General features: G+C 63.8%; 22 protein-coding genes. 5 read left to right on the top strand and 17 right to left on the bottom strand.

Annotated features, from left to right (window positions below; all coding sequences use genetic code 11):
• Window positions 1–128: 128 nt before the first annotated feature.
• The 7 genes from DWF74_RS03400 to DWF74_RS03370 form a co-directional block, all read right to left on the bottom strand.
• The gene (locus DWF74_RS03400) at window positions 129–4,307 is read right to left on the bottom strand and encodes a putative Ig domain-containing protein (protein WP_115580326.1); all 4,179 of its coding nucleotides are present in this window, start codon (window positions 4,305–4,307) and stop codon (window positions 129–131) included.
• A gap of 118 nt (window positions 4,308–4,425) precedes the next feature.
• Complete coding sequence (locus DWF74_RS03395; protein ID WP_115580325.1) at window positions 4,426–4,962, bottom strand: GNAT family N-acetyltransferase; 537 nt, start codon at window positions 4,960–4,962, stop codon at window positions 4,426–4,428.
• The gene (locus DWF74_RS03390) at window positions 4,959–5,510 is read right to left on the bottom strand and encodes a phage tail protein (protein WP_115580324.1); all 552 of its coding nucleotides are present in this window, start codon (window positions 5,508–5,510) and stop codon (window positions 4,959–4,961) included. The genes DWF74_RS03395 and DWF74_RS03390 overlap by 4 nt, the downstream gene beginning before the upstream one ends.
• A 29-nt stretch (window positions 5,511–5,539) precedes the next feature.
• Window positions 5,540–6,115 carry a phage tail protein gene (locus DWF74_RS03385; protein ID WP_102863084.1) on the bottom strand — a complete coding sequence of 192 codons (576 nt, stop codon included), beginning with the start codon at window positions 6,113–6,115 and terminating at the stop codon, window positions 5,540–5,542.
• Window positions 6,116–6,150: 35 nt separating this feature from the next.
• Complete coding sequence (locus tag DWF74_RS03380; RefSeq protein ID WP_102863085.1) at window positions 6,151–6,696, bottom strand: phage tail protein; 546 nt, start codon at window positions 6,694–6,696, stop codon at window positions 6,151–6,153.
• A gap of 598 nt (window positions 6,697–7,294) precedes the next feature.
• Window positions 7,295–8,428, bottom strand: a complete 1,134-nt coding sequence (locus tag DWF74_RS03375; RefSeq protein WP_102863086.1) for a branched-chain amino acid ABC transporter substrate-binding protein — start codon at window positions 8,426–8,428, stop codon at window positions 7,295–7,297.
• Window positions 8,429–8,563: 135 nt separating this feature from the next.
• Window positions 8,564–9,823, bottom strand: coding sequence for a methionine gamma-lyase (locus DWF74_RS03370; protein ID WP_115582412.1), 1,260 nt, complete (start codon window positions 9,821–9,823; stop codon window positions 8,564–8,566).
• Between the two features lie 124 nt (window positions 9,824–9,947).
• On the opposite strand from DWF74_RS03370, the gene DWF74_RS03365 reads away from it, so the two are divergent.
• Entirely contained in the window at window positions 9,948–10,418 is a 471-nt protein-coding gene (locus DWF74_RS03365) for an Lrp/AsnC family transcriptional regulator (protein ID WP_102863087.1), read from the top strand.
• A gap of 142 nt (window positions 10,419–10,560) precedes the next feature.
• On the opposite strand, the gene DWF74_RS03360 is transcribed toward DWF74_RS03365, so the two are convergent.
• From DWF74_RS03360 to DWF74_RS03350, 3 genes are all read right to left on the bottom strand, one after another.
• Window positions 10,561–11,070 (bottom strand): flavin reductase family protein, encoded by a 510-nt coding sequence (locus DWF74_RS03360; protein WP_102863088.1) that lies wholly within the window; start codon window positions 11,068–11,070, stop codon window positions 10,561–10,563.
• Between the two features lie 113 nt (window positions 11,071–11,183).
• Complete coding sequence (locus DWF74_RS03355) at window positions 11,184–12,218, bottom strand: methionine synthase (protein WP_205413476.1); 1,035 nt, start codon at window positions 12,216–12,218, stop codon at window positions 11,184–11,186.
• A 27-nt stretch (window positions 12,219–12,245) separates the two neighbouring features.
• Window positions 12,246–13,229, bottom strand: coding sequence for a DUF1852 domain-containing protein (locus DWF74_RS03350; protein WP_115580322.1), 984 nt, complete (start codon window positions 13,227–13,229; stop codon window positions 12,246–12,248).
• Between the two features lie 468 nt (window positions 13,230–13,697).
• Between DWF74_RS03350 and DWF74_RS03345 the strand changes: the two genes are divergently transcribed.
• From DWF74_RS03345 to DWF74_RS03330, 4 genes are all read left to right on the top strand, one after another.
• Window positions 13,698–14,753: a sugar phosphate isomerase/epimerase family protein gene (locus DWF74_RS03345; RefSeq protein ID WP_115580321.1), complete on the top strand. Its 1,056-nt coding sequence runs from the start codon at window positions 13,698–13,700 to the stop codon at window positions 14,751–14,753.
• A gap of 22 nt (window positions 14,754–14,775) precedes the next feature.
• On the top strand, window positions 14,776–15,663 hold the full coding sequence (locus DWF74_RS03340) for an alpha/beta fold hydrolase (RefSeq protein ID WP_102863092.1): 888 nt from the start codon (window positions 14,776–14,778) through the stop codon (window positions 15,661–15,663).
• Between the two features lie 142 nt (window positions 15,664–15,805).
• Entirely contained in the window at window positions 15,806–16,402 is a 597-nt protein-coding gene (locus DWF74_RS03335; protein ID WP_102863093.1) for a TetR/AcrR family transcriptional regulator, read from the top strand.
• A gap of 160 nt (window positions 16,403–16,562) precedes the next feature.
• Window positions 16,563–17,741, top strand: a complete 1,179-nt coding sequence (locus DWF74_RS03330; protein WP_102863094.1) for a sugar transporter — start codon at window positions 16,563–16,565, stop codon at window positions 17,739–17,741.
• Between the two features lie 306 nt (window positions 17,742–18,047).
• On the opposite strand, the gene DWF74_RS03320 is transcribed toward DWF74_RS03330, so the two are convergent.
• The 7 genes from DWF74_RS03320 to DWF74_RS03290 all read right to left on the bottom strand — a co-directional run bounded on the left by DWF74_RS03320 (window position 18,048) and on the right by DWF74_RS03290 (window position 26,505).
• Window positions 18,048–19,262, bottom strand: coding sequence for an MFS transporter (locus DWF74_RS03320; protein WP_115580320.1), 1,215 nt, complete (start codon window positions 19,260–19,262; stop codon window positions 18,048–18,050).
• 3 nt (window positions 19,263–19,265) lie between these two features.
• Window positions 19,266–20,045 carry an ABC transporter ATP-binding protein gene (locus DWF74_RS03315; protein WP_102863097.1) on the bottom strand — a complete coding sequence of 260 codons (780 nt, stop codon included), beginning with the start codon at window positions 20,043–20,045 and terminating at the stop codon, window positions 19,266–19,268.
• Window positions 20,046–20,092: 47 nt separating this feature from the next.
• Window positions 20,093–21,160, bottom strand: a complete 1,068-nt coding sequence (locus DWF74_RS03310) for a FecCD family ABC transporter permease (RefSeq protein WP_102863098.1) — start codon at window positions 21,158–21,160, stop codon at window positions 20,093–20,095.
• The gene (locus DWF74_RS03305) at window positions 21,157–22,290 is read right to left on the bottom strand and encodes an ABC transporter substrate-binding protein (RefSeq protein ID WP_115580319.1); all 1,134 of its coding nucleotides are present in this window, start codon (window positions 22,288–22,290) and stop codon (window positions 21,157–21,159) included. Before DWF74_RS03305 ends, DWF74_RS03310 begins: the two co-directional genes overlap by 4 nt.
• A complete protein-coding gene (locus DWF74_RS03300) occupies window positions 22,277–23,149 on the bottom strand; it encodes a PepSY domain-containing protein (protein WP_240322020.1) in 873 nt (290 codons plus the stop codon). The genes DWF74_RS03305 and DWF74_RS03300 overlap by 14 nt, the downstream gene beginning before the upstream one ends.
• A 16-nt stretch (window positions 23,150–23,165) precedes the next feature.
• A complete protein-coding gene (locus DWF74_RS03295; protein ID WP_115580317.1) occupies window positions 23,166–25,397 on the bottom strand; it encodes a TonB-dependent siderophore receptor in 2,232 nt (743 codons plus the stop codon).
• 205 nt (window positions 25,398–25,602) lie between these two features.
• Complete coding sequence (locus DWF74_RS03290; RefSeq protein ID WP_102863102.1) at window positions 25,603–26,505, bottom strand: helix-turn-helix domain-containing protein; 903 nt, start codon at window positions 26,503–26,505, stop codon at window positions 25,603–25,605.
• Window positions 26,506–26,812 lie beyond the last annotated feature (307 nt).

The raw sequence follows: 26,812 nt of genomic DNA, 5'->3' as shown, positions 1-26,812 counted from the left end.
ACAACACCCCGCCAGAGTCGGACTCTGGCGGGGTGTTGTTTTGTTGCCGTGGCTCAAGGGGAGCCATTTCCATCTGTGGGGTTCAGCCCTGGGCCACTAATCTGTGGCCAGGGTTCAGAACGTGTCGTTCAGAACTTACCGTTGAGACCCAGGCGGAAGGTGTCGTTGCGTTCGTCCGAGCCCAGGGCGGTCTTGTACGAGACGCCCAGTTGCCAGGCGCGTCCCAGGTTGAAGTCCACGCCCATGTCCAGGCTGGCGAAATCGCTGTCCAGGGCATCGGGTTTGAGCCGGTACAGGGTGCCTTCGTCGCCCTGGTCGGTGTAGCGCATCTTGTAGTCACTGCTGTTACTGAAGTTGTGGCCCCAGGCCAGGCCGACCTTGGGCGTGACCACACCGACAGGGGTCATCAGGTCGTAGCCCGAGCGCACGCCGAGGTAGGAGGTGAAGTTCTGCTGGCGCTGCTCGTCGTAGGACAGGCCATAAATGCCGCCGCCACTTTCACGGTAGGCGTCCAGGCGCGTGGTGCTGGCATTCAGGCGGCTGTAAGGGGTCAGCGACAGCGGACCCTGGCGGTACTCGTAGCTGGCGGTCAGGGAGGCGAACAACTGGTCGGCATCCCGCGAGCCACGGGCATAGTCATCGGCACTGCCGGTGATGTAGCGGCGTGAGTCGAAGCTGATGCGGTTGTAGCCCAGCAGGCCGTCGACATACACCTGCGGGGCCAGGTTCAGGCTCAGGTAGGTGGCAATGCCGATGGCGTCCGCGTCGCTGCGGGTGTGGTTCTTGCCGATGTCACTACGGTCGTTGCCGTAGCCGAAGCCGATCCCGGCAATGGCCGTGGGCGACAGGCGATAGTCGACCCCGGCGCTCAGGCCCAGGGTGGTAAAGCTGTTGTCCCGGGCGCCCCGTGCGTGGGTCGAGCCGACGTTGACGAAGCCGTCGCTCCAGAACGCCAGGGCATCCTGTTGGCAATTGTCTTTGAGGGCGGCAGCGGCTTCGCGTTTTTCCTGCTCGGTCTGGTTGGCCGAGGCCCCCAGTTGGTCCTGGACGGCCTTGGCGATCTCGCCCAGCGGCACCTCGCGGCCTTCCTTGCGCAGGCTGGCGTTGAACGAATTGCGGTCGCAACTGATCTGGTGCAGTTGCTCCAGCCGCCGGTTGAAGTTGTCCATCTGGGTGCTGGCAAAGCGTTCCGCGGCCCGGGTCTGGGCGTTGAGCAGGCCAATCACTTCGGCGTCCTTGGTGGGGTCCGAACGTTCCTGGATGGTGAAGGTGACGGTGCTCGAGGCACTGGAGCCGCTGCCGTTTTGCAGGCTGAAGCTGACGATCGCGGTGCCGGCGAAAGCGGCCGACGGTACGAAGCGCATCGAGAACGGGCCCATCATCCTCGCCTGGCCGGCCGAGGCCGGGGTGACCGAGCCCAGGATGGCCTGGGTGAATGGACCGCCGGTAGCGCCTTGGGTCAGGTCGACGGTGGCTGACTGGCCCGCAGCGAGGATCTGGCTGGAGGCGGGCACGCTGATTGCCACCGCGGCGATGGTGATCGAGTAGGCCTGGGAGCCGGTAGCGCCGTTGGCATCGGTGGCGGTGATGGTCAGGTTGGCAGTGCCGCTGGTGCTGGGCGTACCGCTGATCAAGCCGCTGGCGGTGTTCAGGCTCAGGCCCGCCGGCAGGCTGCCGCTGCTGATGCTGTAGCTGTAGGGCGCCGTGCCGCCGGAGACGCTCAGGGTCGCGCTGTAGGCACTGCCCGCGGTACCGGCGCCGAGGGAAGCTGGGGTCAGCACCAGGGTCGGCGCGCTGACGGTGATGGTCACGGTGGCCGGGCTGGACGTGCCGCTGGCGTTGGTGGCGGTGTAGGTAAAACTGTCGGAACCGGAGAAACCGGCGGTCGGGGTGTAGGTGATGCTGGTGCCGCTGGCGGTGGCGGTGCCATGGCTGGCCGCGCTGGCGACGGCGACGCTGGTGGCCGCGCCACCGCTGAGGTTGAGAGTGATCGGGTTGGCGCTGCTGTTGGCCGCCACCGTGGCGCTGACGGCGCCTGCCACCGGCGCCTGGACGCCGATGGTGATCGAGTAGGCCTGGGAGCCGGTGGCGCTGTTGGCGTCGGTGGCGGTGATGGTCAGGCTGAGGCTACCGCTGGCCATTGGTGTGCCGCTGATGGCGCCGGTTGCAGTGTTCAGGATCAGGCCGGCCGGCAGGCTGCCGGCGGTGATGGCGTAGGTGTAGGGCGCGGTGCCGCCGGTGGCAGTAATGGTCTGGATGTAGGCCGTGCCGACGGTGCCATTGCTCAGGGAACCGGGGCTCAGGACGATGCTCGGCGCGCTGACGGTGATGGTCACGGTGGCCGGGCTGGAAGTGCCGCTGGCGTTGGTGGCGGTGTAGGTAAAACTGTCGGAACCGGAGAAACCGGCGGTCGGGGTGTAGGTGATGCTGGTGCCGCTGGCGGTGGCGGTGCCATGGCTGGCCGCGCTGGCGACGGCGACGCTGGTGGCCGCGCCACCGCTGAGGTTGAGAGTGATCGGGTTGGCGCTGCTGTTGGCCGCCACCGTGGCGCTGACGGCGCCTGCCACCGGCGCCTGGACGCCGATGGTGATCGAGTAGGCCTGGGAGCCGGTGGCGCTGTTGGCGTCGGTGGCGGTGATGGTCAGGCTGAGGCTACCGCTGGCCATTGGTGTGCCGCTGATGGCGCCGGTTGCAGTGTTCAGGATCAGGCCGGCCGGCAGGCTGCCGGCGGTGATGGCGTAGGTGTAGGGCGCGGTGCCGCCGGTGGCAGTAACGGTCTGGTTGTAGGCCGTGCCGACGCTGCCGTTGCTCAGGGAGCCGGGGCTGAGGGTGATGCTCGGGGCGCTGACGGTGATGGTCACCGTGGCCGGGCTGGAAGTGCCGCTGGCGTTGGTGGCGGTGTAGGTAAAACTGTCGGAACCGGAGAAACCGGCAGTCGGGGTGTAGGTGATGCTGGTGCCGCTGGCGGTGGCGGTGCCATGGCTGGCAGCACTGGCCACGGCGACGCTGGTGGCCGCGCCACCGCTGAGGTTGAGAGTGATCGGGTTGGTGCTGCTGTTGGCCGCCACCGTGGCGCTGACGGCGCCGGCCACCGGTGCCAGGCCGTTGATCACCAGGCTATAGGCGCGGGAACCGGTGGCGCTGTTGGCGTCAGTGGCGGTGACAGTCAAGTTGCTGGTGCCACTGCTGCTCGGCGTGCCGCTGATCACGCCTGTGCTGGTGTTCAGGCTCAGGCCGGCCGGCAAGCTGCCGGCGCTGATCGCGTAGGTGTACGGCGCGGTGCCGCCGGTGGCGCTCAGGGTCTGGCTGTAGGCTGCGCCCTGAGTGCCGTCGGGCAGTGTCGTCGGCGTTATCGCCAGGGTCGGCGGGGTGACGGTGATGGTCACCGTGGCCGGGCTGGAAGTGCCGCTGGCGTTGGTGGCGGTGTAGGTAAAACTGTCGGAACCGGAGAAACCGGCGGTCGGGGTGTAGGTGATGCTGGTGCCACTGGCGGTGGCGGTGCCATGGCTGGCGGCAGTGTCCACGGCCACGCTGCTGGCGGCGCCGCCGCTCAGGCTCAGGGTGATTGGGTTGGCGCTGCTGTTGGCGGCCACCGTGGCGCTGACCGGGCCGACGGTGGGGGGCGGCACGTTGTAGGTATAGCCGTTGGTCAGAGTTGCGGTGCCCCCTGGGGTGGTGACTACCACGTTAACCACACCCGCGGCGTGGGCCGGGGTGGTGGCGGTGATGGTGGTGGCATTGTTGACGATGTAACCGGTGGCGGCTGTCCCGCCAAAGCTCACCGCCGTGGCACCGGTTAGGTTGGTACCGGTGAGGGTGACGGAGGTGGCGCCTGCGGTGCTGCCGGTGTTCGGGTTGACGGCGGTCAGGGTCGGGGTCGCGGAGCTGGTGACCACCAGGGTATAGGTGGCGACGCCGCCCTGATTCAGGCCGTCATTGAGGGTGATGCTGAATGTGTAGGTGCCGGCGGTGGTGGGAGTGCCATGCAGTAGGGTGTTCGAGCTGCCCGGTGACGGATCGAGGATCAGGCCCGGCGGCAGGCAGGGCGTCACGCCGTCGTAGTCCGGGTCATTGGCGTCGCACTCCACCCATTGGTCCAGTGGTTGTGCGCCGCCGACGGAATTGATGACGATGCTCATGGGCTGGCCCACTGCCACGCTGGGCAAGGTACTGCCCGTAGCCGGGTTGGTGATCACGGGAGCGGCGGCCATTGCCTGGCTGCTCACGGTCAACATGACCAGGAGCAGGAACAGCGAAATCAGCGGGCGTGTCAGCCAGATACCTAGCGTGGTCAGTGGTGTTCTCATGAGGGCTTCCTGCCTTGCGACCGGTTTGAGGGTCGTGTCCAGCGTAAGTGTTGATAAAGGTCCAGCGGTTACAGCACGGCTACAGCCGGCCCCTAGGGGGGCAGGTATTACTTGATGCTCAGGGACTGTCGATCTCTTCCCGGGCGGCCATCCGCGCGGGACGCTGCATTTGGGTGTACAGGCCACTGTCGGCACCGGCCCGGAAGCCCAGCCGCTCATACAGCCGGCGGGCACGGCTGCCCTGTTCGACGCTCAGGCTGCAGGTCTGACGCTGGGCGTCGGCCTTGGCCAGTACCGTGCGCAGCAAGTCGGTGCCGATGCCCCGGCCATGCCAGTCCGGTAGCAGGGCAATATCGACAATGCGCACATCGTCGGCCGCGTACTGCACGCACAGGCGCCCGATCGGGCTGCCGGCCTGCTCGACGATCAGAAAGTCCGCAGTGGGAAAGTGCTTTTCATAGTGCTGGCGTTGCAACTCGGCCTGGGAGTGCAGGAAAGCCCGGCGCTGGGCGTCGTTCCAGCCAGGCACTGCACTGACTTCGGCCCAGCGGCGTGAGGCGTACAGCGCCTGGAGAAACCCCAGGTCGTGGCTGTTCTGCTTGCGCAGTACAGCCACCTTGCCTGCCGGCAAATGGAGAGCGGTGATGTGAGTCATGAGCTTCTGATCGGGTACTCGCCTTCCAGGCAGATGCAGTAGGACAGCGTCTGGAAGGGTTGCATGGTGTTGCGCAAGGCCGTCGACGTTGTGCCACTACCGGCGTTGCCCACCGTGATGGCCGCCAGTGTCTGGTTTGTCGCCGTCGGTGCGGTGTTGTTGTACAGGCGGACGTTGCGGGGTTGTGCCAGGTAGGCGGTGTTGTTGGGAGTATCCAGAGCGGCCGCCGATTCGCTGCCGTCCTTGGCCAACACCTGATGGGTATGCGGGGCGAAGTTGCTGGCCACCATGGTTATCCGGTCGGCTCCCAGGGCCGTGCCAACTGGCCTGTCGGTCAGCCCGGGGCCGGGCCCGGCCCCCATGGCCACGCGCCCGTTGAGATTGGGCAGCTTGAAGTTCTGTCCGGGGGTGCCGCCATACAGGTTGCCAATCACCGAATAGAGGGCCGGATTCTGCTGGACGGTGATGAGCGAGCCATCGCAGTACGCCCAGTTTTGCGGGACGAAGTTGTAGGGGAACAGTCTGATTTCACCGGTAAAAGCGTCCATGATCGGTCATTCCAGATTGAGTGAGGGGTTCACTGCTGTCGGGTCGGATAGAGGCCGACCAGGCAAATGATGTAGTTGATCGCCAACGAACCCATCAGGTTGCTGTGGGGGGTCGCGGCGCCAGCGCTCGGGGTCAGTGCCGAGTCGAGAAACTGCGGGTTCATCGGGACGGCGGTGGATGTTCCGGTTCCTGCGCTGTACAGCCCGGTGATGATCCCCGCGCCCGGGAATTTGCCAAAGGTCATGCTATTGGGCGTTGCGGCTGGGGATGGGACTGCCGAGGTGGCATCTTGGGCGCTCACCATAAAGCCATGGGTGTGGGGGGCAGTGTTTTCCGGCCTCATGGTCACGGTTTCCACGCCAAACTTCTGCGTTAGCGTCCTTGGGGTCAGTCCGGTGCCGGTGCCTTGGCCCACGGGGAGCCGGCCACGGTAGTCCGGGAGACCGAAGTTGGTGATGCCGTTGCCACCGTACAGGGTGCCCAGTAACGAGTAGAGGACCTGGAAGTTGCTGATGGGCAGCAGCGATCCGTCACAGAACGCCCAATTCTCTGGCGCATAGTTGCCGGCGAACATGCGGATTTCTCCGACGAAAGCTTCAGACATGTCAGTTTCCTTGCTTGAGGGTCTGTAGACAGCCGTTACTGGCGAGGTGGGTAGATGCCCGTCGTAGCAATGCAGAAATAGCCCACGATGGAGGGCTGCACATTCGGCATGGGCATGCCTGGCGTTGGGGTGACGGTCGCGCTGTTGAGGGCGATCAGAGTGCCGGTTGCCGAGGTATAGGTCGGTTTTGCCGGGACCCCCTTGGTGTTCGAGCTGACAGCGGGAATGTTGCCGCCCGGGTCATCGTTGCCCGGATCGTTGGAGACATGCGTGGCGTGGCTATGCTGGGCCACCGAGTTCTGCGGCATCGTCACGGTTTCGCTACCGCCTTTGGTGCCCAGCGCGTGCACATCCATGATCGGATCGACAGTGGAGGCTCTGTAGTTCTGCCCCAGAGCGACCCGGCCACGCAGATCCGGCAGGCCGAACGTCGTACTGCCGTCACCGCCATAGGTTTTGCCCAGCAGGGAAGCCAGCGCCACATTGGTGTTGATGGGTAGAACCTGGCCCTCGCAAGGGAGCCAACCCTCAGGTGCCCAGCCCCAAGGGAACAAGCGAATTTCTCCGATAAAAGGATCCACGTTCTTTTCTCCTTGAACAAGTTTTTGACGCCGGGAATCCGTCTCTTACTAATAGACTAGCAAGTGCGTAGGCGCACAATAAACAAAAGTGAATTTAGTGTGCAAATGTTATTTCAAGTTGTTTGGTGGTAATTAACGGAGGGCTCGTCTATTAGCAGGTAGTTGACGCTCCGGCTAAGAGATTTCAAGAAGGAAGTCTTTCACAGTGTTGCTGGTTGTCGCTCGGTTCAGGGCGTTATGTCCAGCGGGGGCGGGGTGAGGGCGTGATGTCCAGGCTGGTTGCAGGCTTTTGAGTTCGGCTTTTCGAAATCGTAAGTTCATTGTCAAGTAACTAAGCGTGCTAACGATCTACGCCGAAAGTATTGGTTGTCTAGTCTGGGTTTTGGCGGATTTACAGCATGCTTGAAGTGTAGCGGTAACAGGTCTTAGTTGCTGTTGTGGGGTGGTTATTCCCAAGTTGATAAGTAGGGTATTCTTTTGGCGGGGGAGCGGAGTAGTAAAGTTTTTTGCTCTAAGACCCTGTTTTGTTTGAGGTTGTTGTTTTTTTGACGCCAGCGGGACGCCGCTCCCCGGGGATGAGCGGCGCGCCGTTACCGGCTTACAGCCCGGCGCTTTCTGCCGCTACGCTCTTGGGCTTGCCGTAATGCCATTCATAGACCACGAACTTGAAGTCCTTGAGGTCGCCTTTCTCGTCGAAGCTCAAGTCCCCGGTGGGGGTCTTGAAGGTGCCTTTGTGGATCGCCTCGGCGACTTTCTCCGGGTCCTCGCTCTTGGCCGCGGCGATGCCCCCGGCAATCACTTCCACGGCCGAGTAGGACGGCAGCACGAACGGACCGCTGGGGTTTTCCTTCTTGGCTTCGAAGGCTTCCACCAGGGCCTTGTTGGCCGGGTCCTGGTCGAAGGACTTGGGCAGGGTCACCAGCATGCCTTCGGAGGCGTCCTTGGCGATCTGCGAGATCGAGTCGTTGCCTACGCCTTCAGGGCCCATGAAGCGCGCGGTCAGGCCCTTTTCCTTGGCCTGGCGCAGTAAAAGGCCCATTTCCGGGTGGTAGCCGCCGAAGTACACGAAATCGACATTGGCCTGCTTGAGCTTGGCCAGGATCGACGAGTAGTCGCGCTCGCCGACGTTGATGCCTTCGAACATCGCGACCTTGATGCCTTCCTTGCCGAGGATGTCCTTGACCGAGCTGGCGATGCCTTCACCGTACTGCTGCTTGTCGTGCAGCACCGCCACATTGGTCGGTTTCAGCTGGGCGATGTAGCGTGCCGCCGCCGGGCCCTGGGCGTTGTCCAGGCCGATGGTGCGGAACACCATCTTGTAGCCCCGGGCCGTCAGCTCCGGGCTGGTGGCTGCAGGGGTGATCATCACGATGCCTTCATCTTCGTAGATGTCGGATGCCGGCTGAGTGGAGCTGGAGCACAGGTGCCCGACCACGAACTTGACGCCGTCATTCACCACTTTGTTGGCCACGGCCACCGCTTGCTTGGGGTCGCAGGCGTCGTCGTATTCCACGGCCACCAGTTGCTTGCCGTCGACGCCACCCTTGGCGTTGATCTGCTCGATGGCCATGCGCGCGCCGCTGAACTGCATGTCACCGTATTGCGCCACCGGGCCGGTCTTGGCCCCGGCGATGCCGATCCGGATGCTGTCGGCTGCCAGGGAATGGCAGGCGAGACCGGCAAGGATCATGGCGCTGAGCAGTTGGGTGGCTTTGTTATTGATACGACTCATGGGTTGTTCCACTCCTGTGGGTAACGATTCAAAGGGTGTTGCGGGTGTTGCTTGGATGCATGATGCGCCGCAGGCAGCGGCGCATCGGCAACTCGGGGTTGTAGACCGGGCAGCCCGGAACGGCGTTGACCCGGCTCAAGGAAGGGCCTTGCCGATCCTGGCCACGGCCTCGACGGCCGGTAGCGGCGCCGCGGGTTCGACACAGGCATCCAGGGCCTGGGCGAGATCGGCCAGCAGGTCGGCGACGTCTTCCAGGCCCACCGACAGGCGCACCAGGCCTTCGGCGATGCCGTGTTCGGCCCGTTCTTCCGGGGTGTAGGTGGAATGGGTCATGCTCGCCGGGTGCTGGGCCAGGGACTCGGCGTCCCCCAGGCTCACTGCACGACTGAACAGTTGCAGGGCGTTCATGAAGCGGCTACCGGTGGCCAGGCCGCCCTTGAGTTCAAAGGCGAGCATGCCGCCGGGCAATTTCATCTGCTGTTGCGCCAGGCTGTATTGCGCGAAGGACGGCAGGCCGGGGTAGGCGACCCACTGCACCCGCGGATGCTCTTGCAGGTACTCGGCGATGATCTGGGCGTTGCTACAGTGGCGCTCCATGCGCAGGGCCAGGGTCTTGAGGCCGCGCATCAGGAGAAAGGCGTCCTGCGGCGAAAGCACGGCACCGGTGAGGTCCTTCAGGCCCTGCAGGCGAATGCGCTCCGCCAGGCTCTGGCGGGTGACCACGATACCGGCGGTGATGTCGCCGTGGCCGTTGAGGTATTTGGTCGCCGAATGCACCACCAGATCGGCCCCCAGCTCCAGTGGACGCTGCAGGTAAGGGGTGCAATAGGTGTTGTCCACGGCAAAGGTGATGCGCGGATGCTGGCGGGCGATTTCGGCCACGGCGGCAATGTCCACCAGTTGCATGTTGGGATTGGCCGGGGACTCGCAATAGATCATGCGTGTGGCCGGGCTGATGGCGGCCCGCAGGTTGCCCAGATCGCTCATGTCCACATGGCGCACCTTGACCCCGAACTCGGCCAGGCCGTGGTGCAGGAGGGCGAAGGTGCAGCCATACAAGGTCCGGCAGACGATGATTTCGTCGGTGGGGCGCAGCAGGGTCCACAGGGTGGCGGCAATGGCGCCCATGCCGGAACCGAAGGCCACTGCAGCTTCGCCATTTTCCAGGGCTGCCATGCGCGCTTCCAGCAACGCCAGGGTCGGGTTGCCGATGCGGGTGTAGAAGTAGCCGGGTTGTTCGCCGGCAAAGCAGCCAGCGCCATATTCGGCGGTGGCGAAGGTAAAGGTGGAGGTCAGGTAGATCGGTGGAATCAGCGCGCCCTGATGCTCCTGAGGGTTATAGCCGTGGTGGATGGCTCGGGTGGAAAAACCAAGGTCACTGTTTTTATTGTTCATGGTGAACACTCTCGGATTTTCCCTAATGCTATGCTCAAATCCGGCGCAATAAATTCTAATCTAGCTCCAAAAAAAGCACTTGATTGGAATAAAACATCATAAAAACAAGATAAAGAGGCAAAACATGCCCCAGAGCCTGGATCGTACGGACAAAGCCCTGCTGATTGCCCTGCAAGACAATGCCCGGCTGACCAATGCCGAGCTGGCGGACAGCGTGGCCCTCACCACCTCGCCGTGCTGGCGCCGGGTCAAGTTGCTGGAAGAGAGCGGGGTGATCACCGGCTACCAGGCGATCCTTTCGCCCAAGGCGCTGGGCTATGGGGTCACTGCCTTTGTCAGCGTGATGATGGAGTCCCATTCCCGGGAGACGGCTCGGGCTTTCGAGCAGCGGCTGCTGGAAATCCCGGAAATCATCGCCTGCCACAACGTTTCCGGGCGCTATGACTTTCTTCTCGAGGTGCTGGCCAAGGACCTGGAGTCCTTCGGCGAATTTGCCCGAGAGGTGCTGCAGACCCTGCCGGCGGTAAAGGAAATCTACTCGAGCTTTTCCTTCAAGTCGGTGAAACCGTTGCGGCAGATTCCGGTACAAGAGTAATGAGGGAGGTGCGGACGTTTGGCGGCTATCGTGGTTCGGCACTATCGCCAAGAGGCCGCGGCAACGGCGTCTGTCTGCTTCGCCAGCAAGCCAGTGGCCTGCAACAGGCCCTCAGCGAAAGAGCACCGCGCAGCTCAAGGCTTCAAACCGAGCCATGGGCTGCGAGGTTGCAATACTGCCCTTTGAAATACAGCAGTGGCTGCGCAGCCGCCGCTTGTTGCAGGTTCAACGCTTTCACTTCACCAATCACGATCAGGTGATCACCTGCGGCGTGTTCGGCGTGAATTTCACAATCCAGCCAATGCAGGCTGCCGGCAATGATCGGATTCCCCAGCGGCGATTCCTGCCATTGGACGCCATGCCACTTGTCCGTGCCTTTACGAGCGAACTGGTTGGAAATCCTGACCTGCTCACCGGACAGGATATTGACCGCGAATCGACCTGCCTGGCGAATCCTGGGATAGCTGGCCGAGCCGGACATGACGCTGAATGACACCAGTGGCGGGCTCATCGACACGCTATAAAACGACTGGCAGGTAAAGCCGATCGGCTCGCCAGCAATCTGCGAGGTAATCACCGTGATACCGGATGCGTAGTGCCCGAGCGCTTCGCGAAAGCTCAATGGCTCGATAGCCGTTCTGGGAAGTGACATGGAGGGTCCTAAATATCGGGTGCTGCTCGAAAGTGTCGAGGAGGGCCTGAAGCAGCCCGGTAACTTTTTAATCCACTGCTTCAATCCTCCCGCACAGCATTGCCGGCTTCAGCTCAGCACGGGTTCGAGAGTTCTCTTCGGATAATGTCTGCACCAGCGCTTAATGCCTTTAGCTTGCCTCTTGCCACTTCGCGAGCTAGTGGCGCCATGCCACAGTTGGTGCATGGATAGAGTTTGTCGGCCTCTACGAACTGCAGTGCCTTGCGTAGGGTATTGGCCACTTCCTCTGGTGTTTCAATGGTGTTGGATGCCACGTCAATGGCTCCGACCATCACTTTTTTGCCTCTGATGAGTTCAATGAGATCCATTGGGACATGAGAGTTGTGACATTCCAGCGAGACTATATCGATACTGGATTTTTGCAGCTTGGGGAAAGCCTCTTCATATTGTCGCCACTCTGATCCCAGAGTCTTTTTCCAATCGGTGTTGGCCTTGATGCCGTAGCCATAGCAAATATGGACCGCCGTTTCACACTTGAGGCCTTCAATGGCCCTTTCCAGAGTGGCCACTCCCCAATCATTCACCTCATCAAAGAAAACGTTAAAGGCGGGCTCATCAAACTGGATGATGTCCACACCGGCAGCCTCTAACTCTCGGGCTTCCTGATTGAGGATCTTGGCGAATTCCCAAGCCAGTTTTTCGCGACTTTTATAATGGCTGTCATAAAGCGTGTCGATCATGGTCATGGGGCCTGGCAGCGCCCATTTTATGGGTTGTTTGGTTTGCTGACGTAAAAACTTGGCATCTTCAACAAATACCGGTTTTTGCCGAGCGACAGCACCCACCACCGTTGGCACGCTCGCATCATAGCGATCACGAATTCTAACGGTTTCACGTTTCGCGAAATCGACGCCGCTGAGGTGTTCAATAAAGGTAGTGACAAAGTGTTGGCGTGTTTGTTCGCCATCACTGACGATATCAATACCGGCCTGTTGCTGTTCCTGCAGTGACAAACGTAAAGCATCGTGTTTGCCCTCGACCAATTCCTCGCCTTGCAACTTCCAGGGCGACCATAGTGTTTCAGGTTGTGCAAGCCAGGAGGGTTTAGGCAAGCTGCCGGCAGTTGAGGTGGGTAACAGTTTTTTCATCATCAATGGCCTTGTGATTTCAATGAGTCAAAGAGCGCAATGGGCGGACCACTGCTCAAGGATGGCCTGGTACGGCTTGATGAAGTTCTCCTCAACAAACTGCCCCTGCTCAATAGCCAGGCGGCTACGTTCCTCTCGGTCATAAACAATACGAGTCAGTGAGTAATCCTGGTGCTTCAGACTGGGTTGATAGGATTTTCCTGCTGCAGAATTGGCATTGTAGATTTCAGGGCGGTAAATCTTCTGGAAGGTGTCCATCGTGCTGATGGTGCTGATCAACTCAAGATTGGTGTAGTCACTGAGCAAGTCACCGACGAAGTAGAAAGCCAAAGGCGCAACGCTGTTTGCAGGCATGAAGTAGCGAACCTTCAATCCCATCTTCTTGAAGTACTCATCGGTTAGAGAGTATTCATCCTGCTGGTATTCAAAGCCCAAGACAGGGTGCTGGTTCTCAGTCCGATGATAGGTTCGGCTGCTGGAAACACTCAGGCAAATAACCGGTGCTTTGTTAAAGTTTTCCTTGTAGGCGCTTGAGTGGATGAAGTGCTTGAACAGCTTCCCATGCAGCTCTCCAAAGTTGTCGGGAGTGCTGAATTCTGGCTGGTCCTTGTTGTGGTTCAATAACAGAACGCTAAAGTCATAATCTCGTACGTAAGAGGAGAAGTTGTTTCCGACAATGCCTTCCAGGCGTTCATTGGTCTTTCGGTCGAAAATGTTCGTTTTCAGTATTTCAATCAAAGGGATGGCGTTGCCACTGTTTGCAGTATCAATGTCCATTTCAACGGAAACGATTTCAAGTTCGACAGCGTAACGATCGCCTTTGGGGTTGTCCCAGTGCGCCAAGGCATTGAAGCGGTTGTCAATCATTTTCAACGTGTTGCGCAAGTTGTCTTGGCGGCTTTTGCCACGGGCCAAGTTGGCGAAGTTGGTAGTGATGCGTGTATTTTCGGAGGGGTGATAGTTTTCGTCGAAGCAAATGCTTTTGATGGTGAATGTAAGCTCTTTGTTCATGGCGTCCTGGTTTCCGAGATGGAACCTGAATTTATTTATCGGTTCTCTGTACTTTCCAATGTTATTGCTAGGTTCTTTTGCTTAGTGGTGTTTCTAAGCTATCGATCATTGAGCTGCATTTTATGCCGGGCTATTAATTGAGAGGAAATGAATTGATTTCACTGAGTCTTTAGTCACATTCATGATGTGCTGTTCATTCAGTTGTACAAGTCTATTGCCCGCAGGATTCATTGATAGGCGAAACAAACAACTGAAAGTGTGCGAGCTGGCGAGTGTGTGGAGAAGCGCCATGCGCTTCCCGTTCATGTACCCGGCGCGTTCGCGTTTGCAGAACGGCGCTATCCCTGGCAAGCCAGCTGCTACCGGTGATCAGCCCGTCCCCAAAGCATTTTTCTGCACACCGATGATTGACGTGGCAACAGCGGCTCCCTATTCTTTGTCGACCAACAAAGAATAGGGAGCAATGCGATGAAAACCCTCAAGGGCCCCAGCCTGCACCTGGCACAGTTCAGTGCCGATACCGCTCCCTTCAACAGCCTGTCGGGCATCGCCCAGTGGGCTGCTGACCTGGGTTTCAAGGCACTGCAGATTCCTGCCTGGGATGCGCGTCTGTTCGACGTCGCCACCGCGGCGGACAGCCAGGATTACTGCGATGACCTCAAGGGTCAGTTGGCGCAAAAGGGTCTGGTGATCAGTGAGCTGACCAGTCATATCTTTGGCCAGCTGGTGGCAGTGCATCCGGCCTACGACGCAATGTGCGACAACTTCGCGCCCCAGGCGCTGCGGGGCAATCCCCAAGCCAGAACGGCCTGGGCCATAGAGCAGATGAAGCTGGCGGCCAAGGCCTCGCGCCGCCTGGGGCTCGGTGACATGGGCACCTTTTCCGGGTCCCTGGCCTGGCCCTATCTGTTTCCCTTTCCGCAACGTCCAGAAGGTTTGATCGAGGCCGCTTTCGAGGAACTGGCGCGACGCTGGCGGCCGATCCTCGATCTGTGCGACGAGCAGGGGGTCAACCTGTGCTACGAGATCCACCCCAGCGAGGACCTGCACGATGGCACCAGCTTCGAACGCTTCTATGAATTGGTCGACCGTCACCCGCGCTGCAACATCCTCTTCGACCCCAGCCACTTCGTGCTGCAGCAGTTGGACTACCTGAGTTACCTGGACATCTACCACGAGCGCATCCGCATGTTTCACGTCAAGGATGCCGAGTTCAATCCCAGCGGCCGCCAGGGCATCTACGGCGGCTACAGCTCCTGGGTCGAGCGGGCCGGGCGCTTCCGTTCCCTGGGCGACGGCCAGGTCGACTTCAAGGGGATCTTTGCCAAGCTGGCGCAATACGACTACCCGGGCTGGGCGACCCTGGAGTGGGAGTGCTGCCTCAAGGATCAGGAGGACGGCGCCCGGGAAGGTGTCGAATTCATCAACCGCCACATGATCCAGGTCACCGAGCGGATCTTCGACGACTTCGCCGGGGCCGGGATCGACCGCCAACAGATCAACCGCATGCTCGGCATTGCCTGAACCCTTCATCAAGAGAATCCCCATGACTGCATTCACCGACAACACCCAGGCCGACACTGGCGGCCTGACCCATCGCTATGTGCGCATCGACGGCCAGCGCATCCACTGTGTCAGCGCCGGCACGGGCCGCCCGGTGCTGCTGATTCCCGGCTGGCCGCAGACCTGGTACGCCTGGCGCGAAGTGATCCAGGCCCTGGCCGCCCGAGGCTTCCAGGCCATTGCCGTGGACCCGCCGGGCAGCGGCCAGTCCGACCGCCCGGAGCAGGGCTACGACACCGGCCATGTGGCCGGGGTGCTGCACCAGGTGATGGGGCAGTTGGGCTTCGAGCGCTACAGCGTGGTCGGCCACGATGTCGGCATGTGGATCGCCTACGCCCTGGCCAGCGATCATCCGCAGGCGGTGGAGCGCCTGGCGCTGACCGAAGCGGTGATCCCGGGGCTGGCGGCGGCGCCGCCGATCTTCGTCGCGCCAGAGCAGAACATCTTTCTCTGGCACTTCATGTTCAACCAGCTGCGGGACTTGCCGGAAGCCTTGATCGCCGGACGCGAGCGGGCCTACCTGAATTACATCTTCGATCACTGGTCCCATCGCCGCGAGGCGGTGGCCGCCGAGGTCTATATCGAGGCGTACGCCGCGCCGGGCGGCCTGCGTGCGGGTTTTGCCTACTACCGGGCGATTCCCGAGACCGTGCGCCAGAATCAGTTGCGCGCGCAGCGACCGCTGGCAATGCCGGTGCTGGCCATTGGCGCCGAGCACGCCACCAACGATGCACCCTTGCTGACCCTGCAGGGTCACGCCACGGATCTGCGCGGCGCCATCGTGCCCGACTGCGGGCACTTCATCATGGAAGAGGCGCCCGAGGAGTTCCTCGCTCACCTGCTGCCCTTTCTTCAGGAGGGCGCCGACTGAACAAAGGGCAGGCGGTCCCGGGCCATGGAAAATGGCCGGGGCCGGTGCAAATCTAATATCATTTCGTCGCGGCGCCTTGCGCCAACCCACTGACCGGCCCCTGCCGGTCAGTTTCCTTGTCCTGACGAGATACCCGACCCCCATGGCTGGAAGACCCCGCGAATTCGATCGCAACCAGGCGTTGCGCCAAGCGCTTGAGCTGTTCTGGGCCCGTGGATTTGAAACCACTTCCATGGCCGATCTGGTGGCGGCCCTGGGGATCGCCTCGGCGCGGATCTACGCCGCCTTCGGTTCCAAGGAGGCGCTGTTTCGCGAGGCCATCGAACTCTATGAAAGCCACGAGGGCGGTTTTGCCGACCAGGCCCTGGGCGAAGCCAGCGCCTATGTCGCCATCGAGCGCATGCTCAAAGAGGCGGTGGCGCTCTACACCCGGGCCGGTCATCCCCAGGGCTGCATGGTGGTGTCCTCGGCGGTGAACTGCTCCAGTGACAACGACGGCGTGCGTGAGTGGCTGGCCGAGCATCGCCGGGCCCGTACCGCCAGCATCATCCAGCGCCTGGAAGCAGCGGTGCAGTCCGGCGAACTGCCGGCACACACCGATGCAACTTCCCTGGGGGATTATTACTCTACGGTGCTGCACGGGCTGTCGGTACAGGCCCGGGACGGGGTCACCCAGGCGCGCCTGCTCAAAGGGGTGGCGCTGGCCATGACGGTCTTCGAGGCGGCGCAGGGCAACTGACCAGGCGCCTGCCAGCCTGTGTCGCGCAAAAAAACAGGCAGCGACACCGTGCGCCAGCTGCGCAAGCGGGCAGCCCCCGGTCATGGTTCCTGGCCCGGGTTGTGCATTTTTATCGGGTCCTGGACCTGTTCGATCATCGATAGAGTATTACGACCCGCCCATGAGCAACTCCGCGGCTACACCTCAAGGTAACTGGCAGCCGGTCATCGCGTTGGCGCTGGCGGCCTTTGTCTTCAACACGACGGAATTCGTGCCGGTGGGGCTGCTCAGCGCCATCGGCGCCAGCTTCGACCTGCCTACCGCGCGGGTCGGGCTGATGCTGACCATCTACGCCTGGATCGTGTCCCTGACCTCGCTGCCGGTGATGCTGCTGACCCGTAACGTCGAGCGGCGCCGGTTGCTCACGGTGCTGTTCGGGCTGTTCATCGTCAGCCATGTGCTGTCCAGCCTGGCCAACAGCTTCGGCCTGTTGATGCTCAGCCGCATCGGCGTGGCCCTGGCCCATGCCCTGTTCTGGTCCATCACCGCGTCACTGGCGGTGCGCCTGGCGCCGCCGGGCAAGCAAGTGCAGGCCCTGGGCCTGCTGGCCACCGGCACTTCCCTGGCCATGGTCCTGGGCATTCCTCTGGGGCGTCTGCTGGGCGAAGCCCTGGGCTGGCGTACCACCTTCGGCGTGATCGCGGCGATGGCCGGCTTGCTGGTGCTGTGGTTGATCCGTACCTTGCCGCTGCTGCCCAGCCAGAACTCCGGCTCCCTGCGCAGCCTGCCGCTGCTGTTCAAACGCCCGGCGCTGGTGGCGATCTATGGGCTGACGGCCCTGGTGGTCACCGCGCAATTCACCGCCTACAGCTACATCGAGCCGTTCATCAAGGTAGCGGCGGGCCTGGGGGGCGATGTGGTGACCCTGATCCTGCTGGTGTTTGGCGGTGCCGGGATCATCGGCTCGCTGCTGTTCAGCTGGCTGCACCGCCACAGCCCCCAGGGCTTCCTGCTGACGGCGGTGACCCTGCTGGCGCTGTGCCTGAGCCTGCTGCTGCCCCTCAACGGCCATGTCTGGTCCCTGGTGGCGCTGAGCGTGGTCTGGGGCATGGCGATCATGGGCTTCGGCCTGGCCCTGCAATCCAAGGTGCTGGTGCTGGCGTCGGACGCCACCGACGTGGCGATGGCGATGTTCTCCGGGATCTACAACATCGGCATCGGCGGTGGTGCGTTGCTGGGCAGCTGGGTCGGCGGACAGTTGGGTTTTGCCTATGTCGGGCTGGCGGGCGGCGCCCTGGCGGGCCTGGCCTTGCTGCTCTACAGCCTGGCCCTGCGGCGCATGGCCCGCAGCAACGTGTAGCCGCTGCCGCAGGCTGCGAACGGCTCCGCAGGAGACGCAAAGTCTTGAGACCGCCAGAGTCTCGGCGGGAGATCGCCAGGCAAGGCCCTGCGGACCTTTGCGCAGCCTCGGGTTACAGCGGGGTTGTGTAGCCGCTGCCGCAGGCTGCGAACGGCTCCGCAGGAGACGCGGCGGCCTTGCAGGCGCCGGAGGTTCGGCGGTCGATCGCCAAGCAAGGTCCTGCGGACCTTCGCGCAGCCTCGCCAGAGGCTCGACAGCGGCTACAGTGGGGCGATGTCGAGCATGCGCGCCGTCCGCCCGCCAAGGTCAGCGGCGTCGGGCTTCGGGCCAGCAGGCCACCAGCACCAGCAGCAGCGCCGCCAGCAGGTAGGGCAGGCGCGGCTCCACCGCGTAGATCAGGGTGCCCGCCAAGGGCCCGACCACCACCCCCAGGCCCTGGGCCGCGCCGACGGAGCCGGCAGTGGCGCCTTGCTCGGCAGCGTCCACTGCGTTGCTGGCCAGGGCGGCAAAGGAGGGGAAGATCCAGCCCATGCCGGCGGCCGAGACAAAGAACCCCAGCCACAGCACCCAGGCGTGAGCGGCGAGGATGCTCGCGGCAAAGCCCATTGCGGCCACCAGGGCGCCGACGCGGATCATCCGCAGTGGCGGCCACTCCAGCTTGCGCACCAGCAGTTGCGAGGCAATCAACGCCAGCCCCACCAGGGTCAGGGCGACACCGGCGGTCTGCGCCGCCTCCGCCGGACCCATGCCCAGGCGGTCGAGGGCGAAGAAGCCGACGGTGATCTGCGCCATGGCCACGCACAGCATCGAGACGAACGCCACCAGCAGCGGCCGGCGCAGGCGCGGGTCCGTCAGGCTCACCGACTTGGGCGGTTGCTTGAGGTGCAACTCCTGGCGCGGCAGCCGCGCCTTGAGCAAGGCGAAGCCCAGCAGCGGCAGCAGCGCCAGCACATAGAACGGCAGGCTCAGGCTGTAGCGGGCCAGCAGCGCGGCAATCGCCGGGCCCAGGACCAGGCCGCAGGCGTTGGCCGCCCCCAGCGAGGCCATGGCCCGAGCCCGGTGCTCGGGCTCGATGTTGTCGGCGATCAGCGCGTAGCCGCCCACCGGAATCGCCGCGTAGAACACCCCGATCAGGCCGCGTCCCAGCAGCAGCCCGGCAAAGGCCAGGATGGCCGAGGGCAAGGCGTGCAGCGCCAGGTCGATGAATAGGCTCAGGGCGAGAAAGGCCAGGGTGAAGCCGCCGGTGCCCAGCAGCAGGATCTGCCGTCGGCCCAGGCGGTCACTGGCCCGGCCCCAGGGCCGGGCCAGGAGCATCCAGATCACCCCGGAAACGGTCACCGCCATGCCTGCTTGCCAGGTGGCCAGGCCGAGAATCCGCGCAATGGGACCGATCAGCGAGACAAAGGCCATCATCGCCATGGTGCAAGCCAGGTTGGCCAGCAGCAGTGGACGCAGGTTGAAGGCCGGGGCGGCCTGGGGCGTTTCCAGGGTGTCGAAGGGCAGCTGTTGCATGTCGCTCATGATTTATCCCAGGGCTGAGTGAGAGGGCAGGCGGCCGTCGACCATCACCAGCGGTCGACCGCGCACCTGCTCCAGGCGGCCGTCGACGCCATAGACGTCGCGCAGCAGCTGTTGGTTGATCACCTCCAGGGCCGGTCCGGCGGCGGCCAGACGGCCGTTGTGCAGGACCACCACCTGCTGGCTGAAACCCAGGGCCAGGTTGATGTCGTGGACCACCACCAGGGTGATCAGCTGGCGTTCGCGGGTGGCCCGGGTAATGGCCTCCACCACCTGGCACTGGTGGTACAGGTCCAGGGCGCTGGTGGGTTCGTCCAGCAGCAGTACCCGAGGCTGGCGCACCAGGGCCTGGGCCAGCCCCACCAACTGGCGCTGGCCGCCGGAGAGGGCATCGATGGGACGGTCGGCCAGGGCGGTGAGGTCCAGGTCCCGCAACACCTGTTCGACCCCGTGCAGCACCGCGGCACTGGGCCGCCCGGGGGCGAAGCCGGCACCGCGATGCCCGGCCATGGCTGCACTGAGCACCGCTTCGAAGGCGCACAGGCGGGTGCGTTCCGGCAGGCTCTGGGGCAGGTAGACGATGTGCTGCGCCCGCTCCACCTGGGGCAGGCGGTTGAGGTCGACGCCATCGAGCAGCACCTGCCCGCTGGTTTTCTGCAACCCGGCGATGCCCCGCAGCAGGGTCGATTTGCCCGCCGCGTTGGGGCCGATCAGCGCGGTCAGGCTGCCGGGGGCCAGGGGCGGCAGGCTCACGTCGCGCAGTACCTGGTGGCTGCCGTAATGCATGTTCAGGCCGGCTGTGCACAGCCCGGGCGTGGAGGGGGCGTTAAGGCTCACAGGACACCTCGACGGTTGCGCATGACAATGGCCATGAAAAACGGAATGCCCACCAGGGCGGTGACGATGCCCACCGGCACCAGCACCCCGGGGATCAGGGCCTTGCTGGCGATGGAGGCCATGGACAGGATCAGCCCGCCGCTGAGCACGCTGGCCGGCAGGAACAGCCGATGGTCCTCGCCCACCAGCAGCCGGGCGATGTGCGGGGCGATCAGGCCGATAAAGCCGATGGTGCCGACAAAGGACACCGCCAGGGCCGACAGCAGGCTGATGCGCAGCAACGCCAGCAGGCGCAGGCGGCCGACATCGATGCCGAAGCTGCGGGCCCGTTCCTCGCCCAGGGTCAGGGCGGTCAGGGCCCAGCTCTGGCGCAGGGAAAACGGCAGGCACAGGGCCAGGGCCAGGGCCAGCAGGGCGAGCTTTTCCCAGGAGGCCCGGGCCAGGCTGCCCAGGGTCCAGAACACCAGTTGCTGCAGGCTGTCCTGGGTGGCGACGAACTGCAGCAGGGCCACCAGGGCGTTGAAGGCGAACACCAGGGCGATGCCGAACAGCACCAGGCTTTCCACGCCGAAGCCACGCCAGCGCGCCAGCAGGTAGAGCAAGGCCACCGAGGCCAGGGCAAACAGGAAGGCGTTGGCCGAGATCAGGTACTGCGCCGGCACCCCGGGAAGGCCCAGGCCCAGGACAATCGCCAGGGCCGCACCGAAGGCCGCGGCAGCGGACACGCCGAGGGTGAAGGGGCTGGCCAGCGGGTTGTCGAGCACGGTCTGCATCTCCGCTCCGGCCAGGGCCAGGGCCGCGCCCACCAGCACCGCCATCAGCGCGTAGGGCAGGCGCACGTTCCACACGATCACCGCCTCGACCCGGGGCATCGAGCCCGGGTCCCAGAGCACCTGCAGCAGGCGCGAAAGGCTCATGCCCGAAGGCCCGGTGGTGATGTCCAGGGCCAGGGACAGCAGCAAGGCCAGGGCCAGGGCGGACAACAGCAGTACCCGGCGGCCATGACGTTTTTGGTAATGCCCTGAGGCAACGCGCTCCTGCACGTCGGTGGCAGCCTGGGTCATGGTTGCAGGCTCGTGGCGAACACGCCGCTGGCGGGAATCGGCATGAAGCGCTGGTACAGCTCGCGGCGGGTCTGGTCCGGGTCCAGGTCCTTGAACAGCTCCGGGTGCAGCCACTTGGCCAGGGCCTGGACCGCGATCAGGTGCTCCGGCGAGTCGTAGAAAATGTGCCACAGGCCATGCACATTGCCCTCGCGCACTGCTCGCAGCTCGTTCAGCGGCGGGCGCTGGGCGGCCTGGCGCAGGCTGTCCCGGGCCTGTTGCAGGGTGGCGGAATAACCCAGGGTCACGCCGCCCTGGCCGGCAGCGAAGACCCCGGTGGCGACGTACACATCCGGATCGCTGGAAAGGATGTACTCCACGTTGAGCACGCCAATGGGCCCGGGAATGCGCCCGTCGGCGATGTTGCGCCCGCCGGCCAGCTTGATCATTTCGCCGAAGTTGCCGGTGCCCGGGGAGCCGCAGCAATCCTGCAAGCCGGCGAGCATGTCGATGAAGATCTTCGGCTGCTGGACCTTGCCGGCCTTGGCCAGGGTGTCGCTGACCCGGGCCAGGGACTGCTGGTAGAAGGCGATGAACGCCTCGGCCTGCTGTTCACGGCCCAGGGCCTGCCCCAGCAGGCGCATGCTGGGCACGGTGTTGCTCAGGGGATGGTCGCTGAAGTCGACGAAGATCACCGCCACTCCAGCCGCTTCCAGCTGCTGCACCGCTTCGCTGTCGGGGCTGGGCCCGTGGCCGCCGCTCAGGGCCATGATCGCCAGGTCCGGGTGCACCGCCAGGGCCTTTTCGACGCTGAAGGTTTCGGCGGACGTGCCGCCTACCAGCGGCACCTTGTCCGCCTCGGGGAAAGCCTTGTGGTAGGCCTCGTAGCCCTGCACGTCGAGGCCGCGAAAGTCCCCTTGCCAACCGGCGAGACGGGCGAAGGGATTCTGGCCTTCGAGCAGCGACAGGGAATAGATCATCCGGCCTTCCCCCAGGAGGATGTGTTCGACCTTGTCCGGCACCTGGACCTGGCGTCCGGCCAGATCGGTGAGGGTCGCGGCGCTGGCCGTGGCGGCCCACAGCAGGCCCAGGGGCAGCAGGCCGAGCAAGAGCCCGCGCTGGGCGCGGCGCAAGAAATCACGGTGTGTCATGTAAGGTTTCCTTGAACGATTGAACGGCCCGGCGGGCGACGCGCTTGCGCCACCACAACAGCAGGCCGGTGATGTACAGCAGGGGTAATGAAAGGCCGCAGACAAACCCCAGCCAGGCGCCGGGAGCCCCCAGCAGCAGATGGCCGTGGGCGGCGGAAAACAGCGGCTTGACCGCCATCGGCGTGGCTGTGAGCCAGCCAAACAGCTCCGGGCGCGCCAGCCAGGCACCGCTGCCGGCAATCAGCAGCAGCGGCAGGCACAGCCACGCGGCGGCCAGGTTGTGCCATTCGCGCAGGCGCCGGGGGCCCTGGCTACCGGGGCGCAGGCTGGCGGCTTTCCACCAGCTGCGGCGGCCCGGCCACCACAGGTACAGGCCGCTGCCCAGCGAGCCCAGCAGCACCAGGCCGCACAGCAGCACCAGGGTCGAGCCCAAGGCCCGCGGCAACAGCAGGCTGCGGTGCAGCGCCACCAGCTTGGCCAGCCACAGGTCCTCGAAGACGAAGAAGCCCCGGGGCGCGCCGTTGTAGGGATCGATCATGGCGATGCCGGTGCCGGGACGCTCCTTGAGGGCGCCGAAGACGATCACGTTGTCCGATTCGAGAAAGCCCTGGCGCGGAGGGGCTGCGCCGAAGACCTTGTGCAACTGCGGGTAGGCGTCGGAGGCGGCCCTGATCCAGGCGTCCTGTTCCAGCCGCGTGCCGTGCTCGCCGGGGGCCAGTTGCAGCATCGTTGCACCGACCTCCCAGCGCAGGATCGGGCCCTTGAGCTCCAGCAAGGCGCCGCTCAGGCCCAACAACGCCAGGAGCAGCCCCAGGCTCAGGGCCAGCCAGCGATGCAGCCGCAGCCAGAGTTCACGCATGGGCAGCATCGGCGGCTTACCAGCGGTAGCGCAGGCTGGCGATGACGCTGCGGTCATAACCGGCGCTGCAATTGGTCAGCGAGCAGCCTTCGTAGTAGCGCTTGTCGGTGAGGTTGGTGGCGTTCACCGCCAGGCGCAGGCCCTTGGCCGCCGGGATCAGCTTGTCGAAGTCGTAGTGCACCGCCGCGTCCAGCAGGGTGTAGGAGGGCACGCTGACGGTGTTGGCGGCATCGGCTTCGGTAGACCCGATGTAGCGCACGCCGGCGCCAAAGCCGAGGCCACCGAGCGGGCCTTCGGGCAGGGTGTAGTCGGCCCACAGCGAGGCCATCTTTTCCGGGGTGTCGGTGGGGCGCTGGCCTTTCTCCAGCGGGTTGTTGCTCTTGCTCACCTCGGCGTCGTTGTAGGTCAGCGCCGCCAGCAGGTCCAGGCCCCGGGCCAGGCTGGCCTTGCCTTCAAGCTCGATGCCGCGCACGTTCACCTCGCCGGTCTGCAGGGTGTTCAGGCGTTGGGCCGGGTCGGCGGTCTTGACGTTTTCCTGGGTCAGGTCAAACAGCGACAGGGTGATGTAGCTGTCGATCCCCGGTGGCTGGTACTTGACCCCCACTTCCGATTGCTTGGCGCTGGTGGGCTTGTACGGCGTGCCGTAGAAGTTGGTGCCCAGTACCGGGTCGAAGGACGTGGAGTAGCTGATGTACGGCGCCAGGCCGTTGTCCGCCAGGTACACCAGGCCGGTGCGGTAGGTGAACTTCTCGTCGTTCTGCTTGCTGCCGCTGTCGTTCATGCGGTTATCGGTACGGGCGCTGGAGCGGTCCTGGCGGCCACCGACGCTGAGCACCCAATGCTCGTCGAAGGTGAACTGCTGCTGGGCGTAGACCCCGACCTGATCGGCGCGCTGCACGGTGTTGGTGAACGGCGTGTTGGGGTTGAACACGCCGCCATGCACCGGGTTGTAGATGTCGATGGACGAGGCAGCGCCGCCGCGCAGGTAGTAGTCCTCGCGGGTGCGCCGGTAGTCGACCCCCAAAAGCGACACCATCTGCGTATTGCCCAGGTTCCAGCGGGCCTGGACGTTGTTGTCCAGGGAGTAGGTGTCGCCGACGATGCGGAAGCGATAGGCGGCGCGGTTCAAGGTGCGCAGGTCCGGGGCCAGGGACATGCCGCTGGCGGTGTTGGTCAGCAGGTTGACGTGGCCGTAGCGGGCGCTGGAATTGAGGCTCCAGACATCGTTCAGGCGCTGCTCCAGCAGGTAGCCCAGGGAGTACTGGGTGCGGTCGTTGTCCAGCCCCGGTTCATCGAGGAAGACGTTGTGCTTGAGCTTGCCATTGGGGTTGCCGAGCAGGGTGCCTTGGGCCGGCAGGGACACCCTGGGTGCGCCGAACGCATCCTGGGTGTAGTCGGCCAGCAGGGTCAGGCGGGTGTCGTCGTTGGGCTTCCAGGTGAAGGAGGGCGCGAAGTACTGCTTGTCGTCCTTGATGTGCTCGAACTGGGTGCCGCTGTCGCGTTCCAGGCCCACCAGGCGGTAGAGGAATTGCCCCTCATCGTCCAGCGGGCCGCTGAAGTCGAACTGGCCCTGGGCCCGGTCGAAGCTGCCGCCCTGGATCTGCACTTCATGGAAGGGCTGCTCCAGTGGGCGCTTGCTGATCTGGTTGACCACGCCTCCGGGCGAGTTCTGGCCGAACAGCACCGAGGCCGGGCCCTTGAGCACATCGATGCGTTCCAGGCCATAGGCTTCGACCTTGGGCCAGGCCTGGGCGGTGTTGCCCTTGAGGCCATCGCGGAGCATGCCGGTGGTGACGTCGAAACCACGGATCGAGATCGTGTCGAAACGCTGGCTGGCGGCGGTGGTGTTGGCCTGGACCCCGGCGGTGTAGCGCAATGCCTCGTTCACCGACTGCACCTGCTGGGCGTCCATCTGATCGCGGGTGACCACGGAAATCGCCTGGGGAATTTCACTCAGCGAGGCGTCGGTCTTGGTCCCGCTGAGGCTGCGCTTGGCCACGTAGCCGCTTTGCTGGCCGGTCGGCGAGTCGATCTGGGTAGCGCTGATCACGCTGGTGTCCAGGGTCAGGGTGTGGTCCTTGTCGGCCTCGCCATCGGCGGCCAGGGCGGCGCCGGCCTGGGTCAGCGACAGGCCCAGGGCCAGGCCATGGATCAGGCACGCCAGCGGGCTGCGGCGCAGCGCCGGACGCAGGACCGGACAATCGGCCGGCCAACCTTGGGTGTTTTGGTGCGCAACGCGGCTACCCATGCTTCACTCCGTGATGGGGATTAAATGAGAATGCAAACGTATCTCATTTGTGCGCCTGGGTTGCCGGCTAAAACTTTGGCTTGAGCGACCATTTCTTTCGTTTGCGGCACCGCGCGGGCAGGGCGCCCGGGGCAACAGGCGCGCGGTTCGACAGCGCCGGGCTGCGGCGTTGTTCAAGGTTCCAGGCATGCAAGACCAGGGCGATTCAGCGCAGGGACTTGGGCGACACCCCGAAGCGCTTGCGAAAGGCGGTGGAGAAATGCGCCGGGCTGTAGCCGACCCGATAGGCCGCGCTGGAGACATTGGTCTCGCCGCTGGCCAGCAAGCGGTAAGCCTCGCCCAGGCGCTGCTCCTGCAGGTAGGCATAGACGCTGGTGCCGAACACCTGGCGAAAGCCGGCGGTGAGCTTGCGCGGATTGAGGCCCACCTGACGCGACAGCTCCGACAACGACGGCGAGTCCTGCAATGAGTTGAGCAGCAGGTCCCGGGCGGCGTGGATACGTTCGATGTCCGCCGCGCTGCCGGGGCTGTCCTGCAGCGGCCGCGACTCGGCATGGGCAAGGATGCCCTCGACCCCCAGGGCGGTGAGCTCCAGGGCCTTGCCTCCCAGGTAGAAGGAGCGGGTCGGGCCTTGCAGCGGGCAGGTGAAGATTTGCTGGGCCAGGGCCAGCAGTGGCTTGCTGGCCGGCTGGCAGAACAGCATCGGCCCGCCGCCCCGCGGGTCCAGCAGGCGCTCGGGTTCCAGGCCGGCATTGCGGATCGACGGGAAGTCCAGCTGCACCGTGGTGTAGCGCACCGGTACGCCACGGGCGAACAGGTGGTCGCCGCAGTGCTCGCCCTGGTTGGCCACGGCGCACAGGGTCGGGCCGCGAATTTCCACTTCCGGTTGGCCCTCGACCCGGCAATTGAGCTGGCCGCTGAGCACCAGGATGATTTTCAAACCTTGCCAGAGCGGCTCTTGCATCCACATCTGGCTGTCCATCAGCACAGTCCCGGTGGACAAGGTGATTTCCGGCACCACCGCCGCCGTGCCGGCGTGCTGCGGATTGGGAAACTGCAGGGTGAAATCCCTTTGGACAGGCTGCGGCGCAGCGTGGGGGCTGAGCATGGCGAACTCCCTGTGAACCCGAAAAAGAGGCCATAAGCTATCAGGAAAATCCGCCTCTGTAATTAAGAATGATTATCCTTTAGCTTTCTCGCCCCGTCCTGTCAGGGCCTGCCGGGGCCGCGCCGCGCAATCAAAAGAAAAAGCCGCGCAAACGAATGTCCTGGCGATTGCCGGGCCTTGGAAATTGCCGGTTAATAATCACTCTCATTTGCAAGCACGGCAGCCCTTCATGGACGACACCCCACGCAACAGCACCGCAGGAGCGCCTGTGGACCTTCATTTCCTTTAGCGCCGACGACGTTTTCCC

This window comes from Pseudomonas protegens (genome assembly GCF_003363755.1).
GTDB lineage: Bacteria > Pseudomonadota > Gammaproteobacteria > Pseudomonadales > Pseudomonadaceae > Aquipseudomonas > Aquipseudomonas danubii.
Note: the sequence above shows the minus strand (reverse complement) of the source record. Positions and strands in the feature narration are given on the sequence as shown.

What these genes read in the sequence shown, in the direction of transcription:
- DWF74_RS03330 (WP_102863094.1), top strand. Translation starts at nt 16,563, where the DNA reads ATGAGCAACTCCGCGGCTACACCTCAAGGTAACTGGCAGCCGGTCATC.
- DWF74_RS03375 (WP_102863086.1), bottom strand. Translation starts at nt 8,428, where the DNA reads ATGAGTCGTATCAATAACAAAGCCACCCAACTGCTCAGCGCCATGATC.
- DWF74_RS03310 (WP_102863098.1), bottom strand. Translation starts at nt 21,160, where the DNA reads ATGACCCAGGCTGCCACCGACGTGCAGGAGCGCGTTGCCTCAGGGCAT.
- DWF74_RS03320 (WP_115580320.1), bottom strand. Translation starts at nt 19,262, where the DNA reads ATGAGCGACATGCAACAGCTGCCCTTCGACACCCTGGAAACGCCCCAG.
- DWF74_RS03390 (WP_115580324.1), bottom strand. Translation starts at nt 5,510, where the DNA reads ATGGACGCTTTTACCGGTGAAATCAGACTGTTCCCCTACAACTTCGTC.
- DWF74_RS03335 (WP_102863093.1), top strand. Translation starts at nt 15,806, where the DNA reads ATGGCTGGAAGACCCCGCGAATTCGATCGCAACCAGGCGTTGCGCCAA.
- DWF74_RS03290 (WP_102863102.1), bottom strand. Translation starts at nt 26,505, where the DNA reads ATGCTCAGCCCCCACGCTGCGCCGCAGCCTGTCCAAAGGGATTTCACC.
- DWF74_RS03370 (WP_115582412.1), bottom strand. Translation starts at nt 9,823, where the DNA reads ATGAACAATAAAAACAGTGACCTTGGTTTTTCCACCCGAGCCATCCAC.
- DWF74_RS03395 (WP_115580325.1), bottom strand. Translation starts at nt 4,962, where the DNA reads ATGACTCACATCACCGCTCTCCATTTGCCGGCAGGCAAGGTGGCTGTA.
- DWF74_RS03400 (WP_115580326.1), bottom strand. Translation starts at nt 4,307, where the DNA reads ATGAGAACACCACTGACCACGCTAGGTATCTGGCTGACACGCCCGCTG.
- DWF74_RS03345 (WP_115580321.1), top strand. Translation starts at nt 13,698, where the DNA reads ATGAAAACCCTCAAGGGCCCCAGCCTGCACCTGGCACAGTTCAGTGCC.
- DWF74_RS03315 (WP_102863097.1), bottom strand. Translation starts at nt 20,045, where the DNA reads ATGCATTACGGCAGCCACCAGGTACTGCGCGACGTGAGCCTGCCGCCC.
- DWF74_RS03365 (WP_102863087.1), top strand. Translation starts at nt 9,948, where the DNA reads ATGCCCCAGAGCCTGGATCGTACGGACAAAGCCCTGCTGATTGCCCTG.
- DWF74_RS03360 (WP_102863088.1), bottom strand. Translation starts at nt 11,070, where the DNA reads ATGTCACTTCCCAGAACGGCTATCGAGCCATTGAGCTTTCGCGAAGCG.
- DWF74_RS03385 (WP_102863084.1), bottom strand. Translation starts at nt 6,115, where the DNA reads ATGTCTGAAGCTTTCGTCGGAGAAATCCGCATGTTCGCCGGCAACTAT.
- DWF74_RS03355 (WP_205413476.1), bottom strand. Translation starts at nt 12,218, where the DNA reads ATGAAAAAACTGTTACCCACCTCAACTGCCGGCAGCTTGCCTAAACCC.
- DWF74_RS03300 (WP_240322020.1), bottom strand. Translation starts at nt 23,149, where the DNA reads ATGCGTGAACTCTGGCTGCGGCTGCATCGCTGGCTGGCCCTGAGCCTG.
- DWF74_RS03350 (WP_115580322.1), bottom strand. Translation starts at nt 13,229, where the DNA reads ATGAACAAAGAGCTTACATTCACCATCAAAAGCATTTGCTTCGACGAA.
- DWF74_RS03340 (WP_102863092.1), top strand. Translation starts at nt 14,776, where the DNA reads ATGACTGCATTCACCGACAACACCCAGGCCGACACTGGCGGCCTGACC.
- DWF74_RS03305 (WP_115580319.1), bottom strand. Translation starts at nt 22,290, where the DNA reads ATGACACACCGTGATTTCTTGCGCCGCGCCCAGCGCGGGCTCTTGCTC.
- DWF74_RS03295 (WP_115580317.1), bottom strand. Translation starts at nt 25,397, where the DNA reads ATGGGTAGCCGCGTTGCGCACCAAAACACCCAAGGTTGGCCGGCCGAT.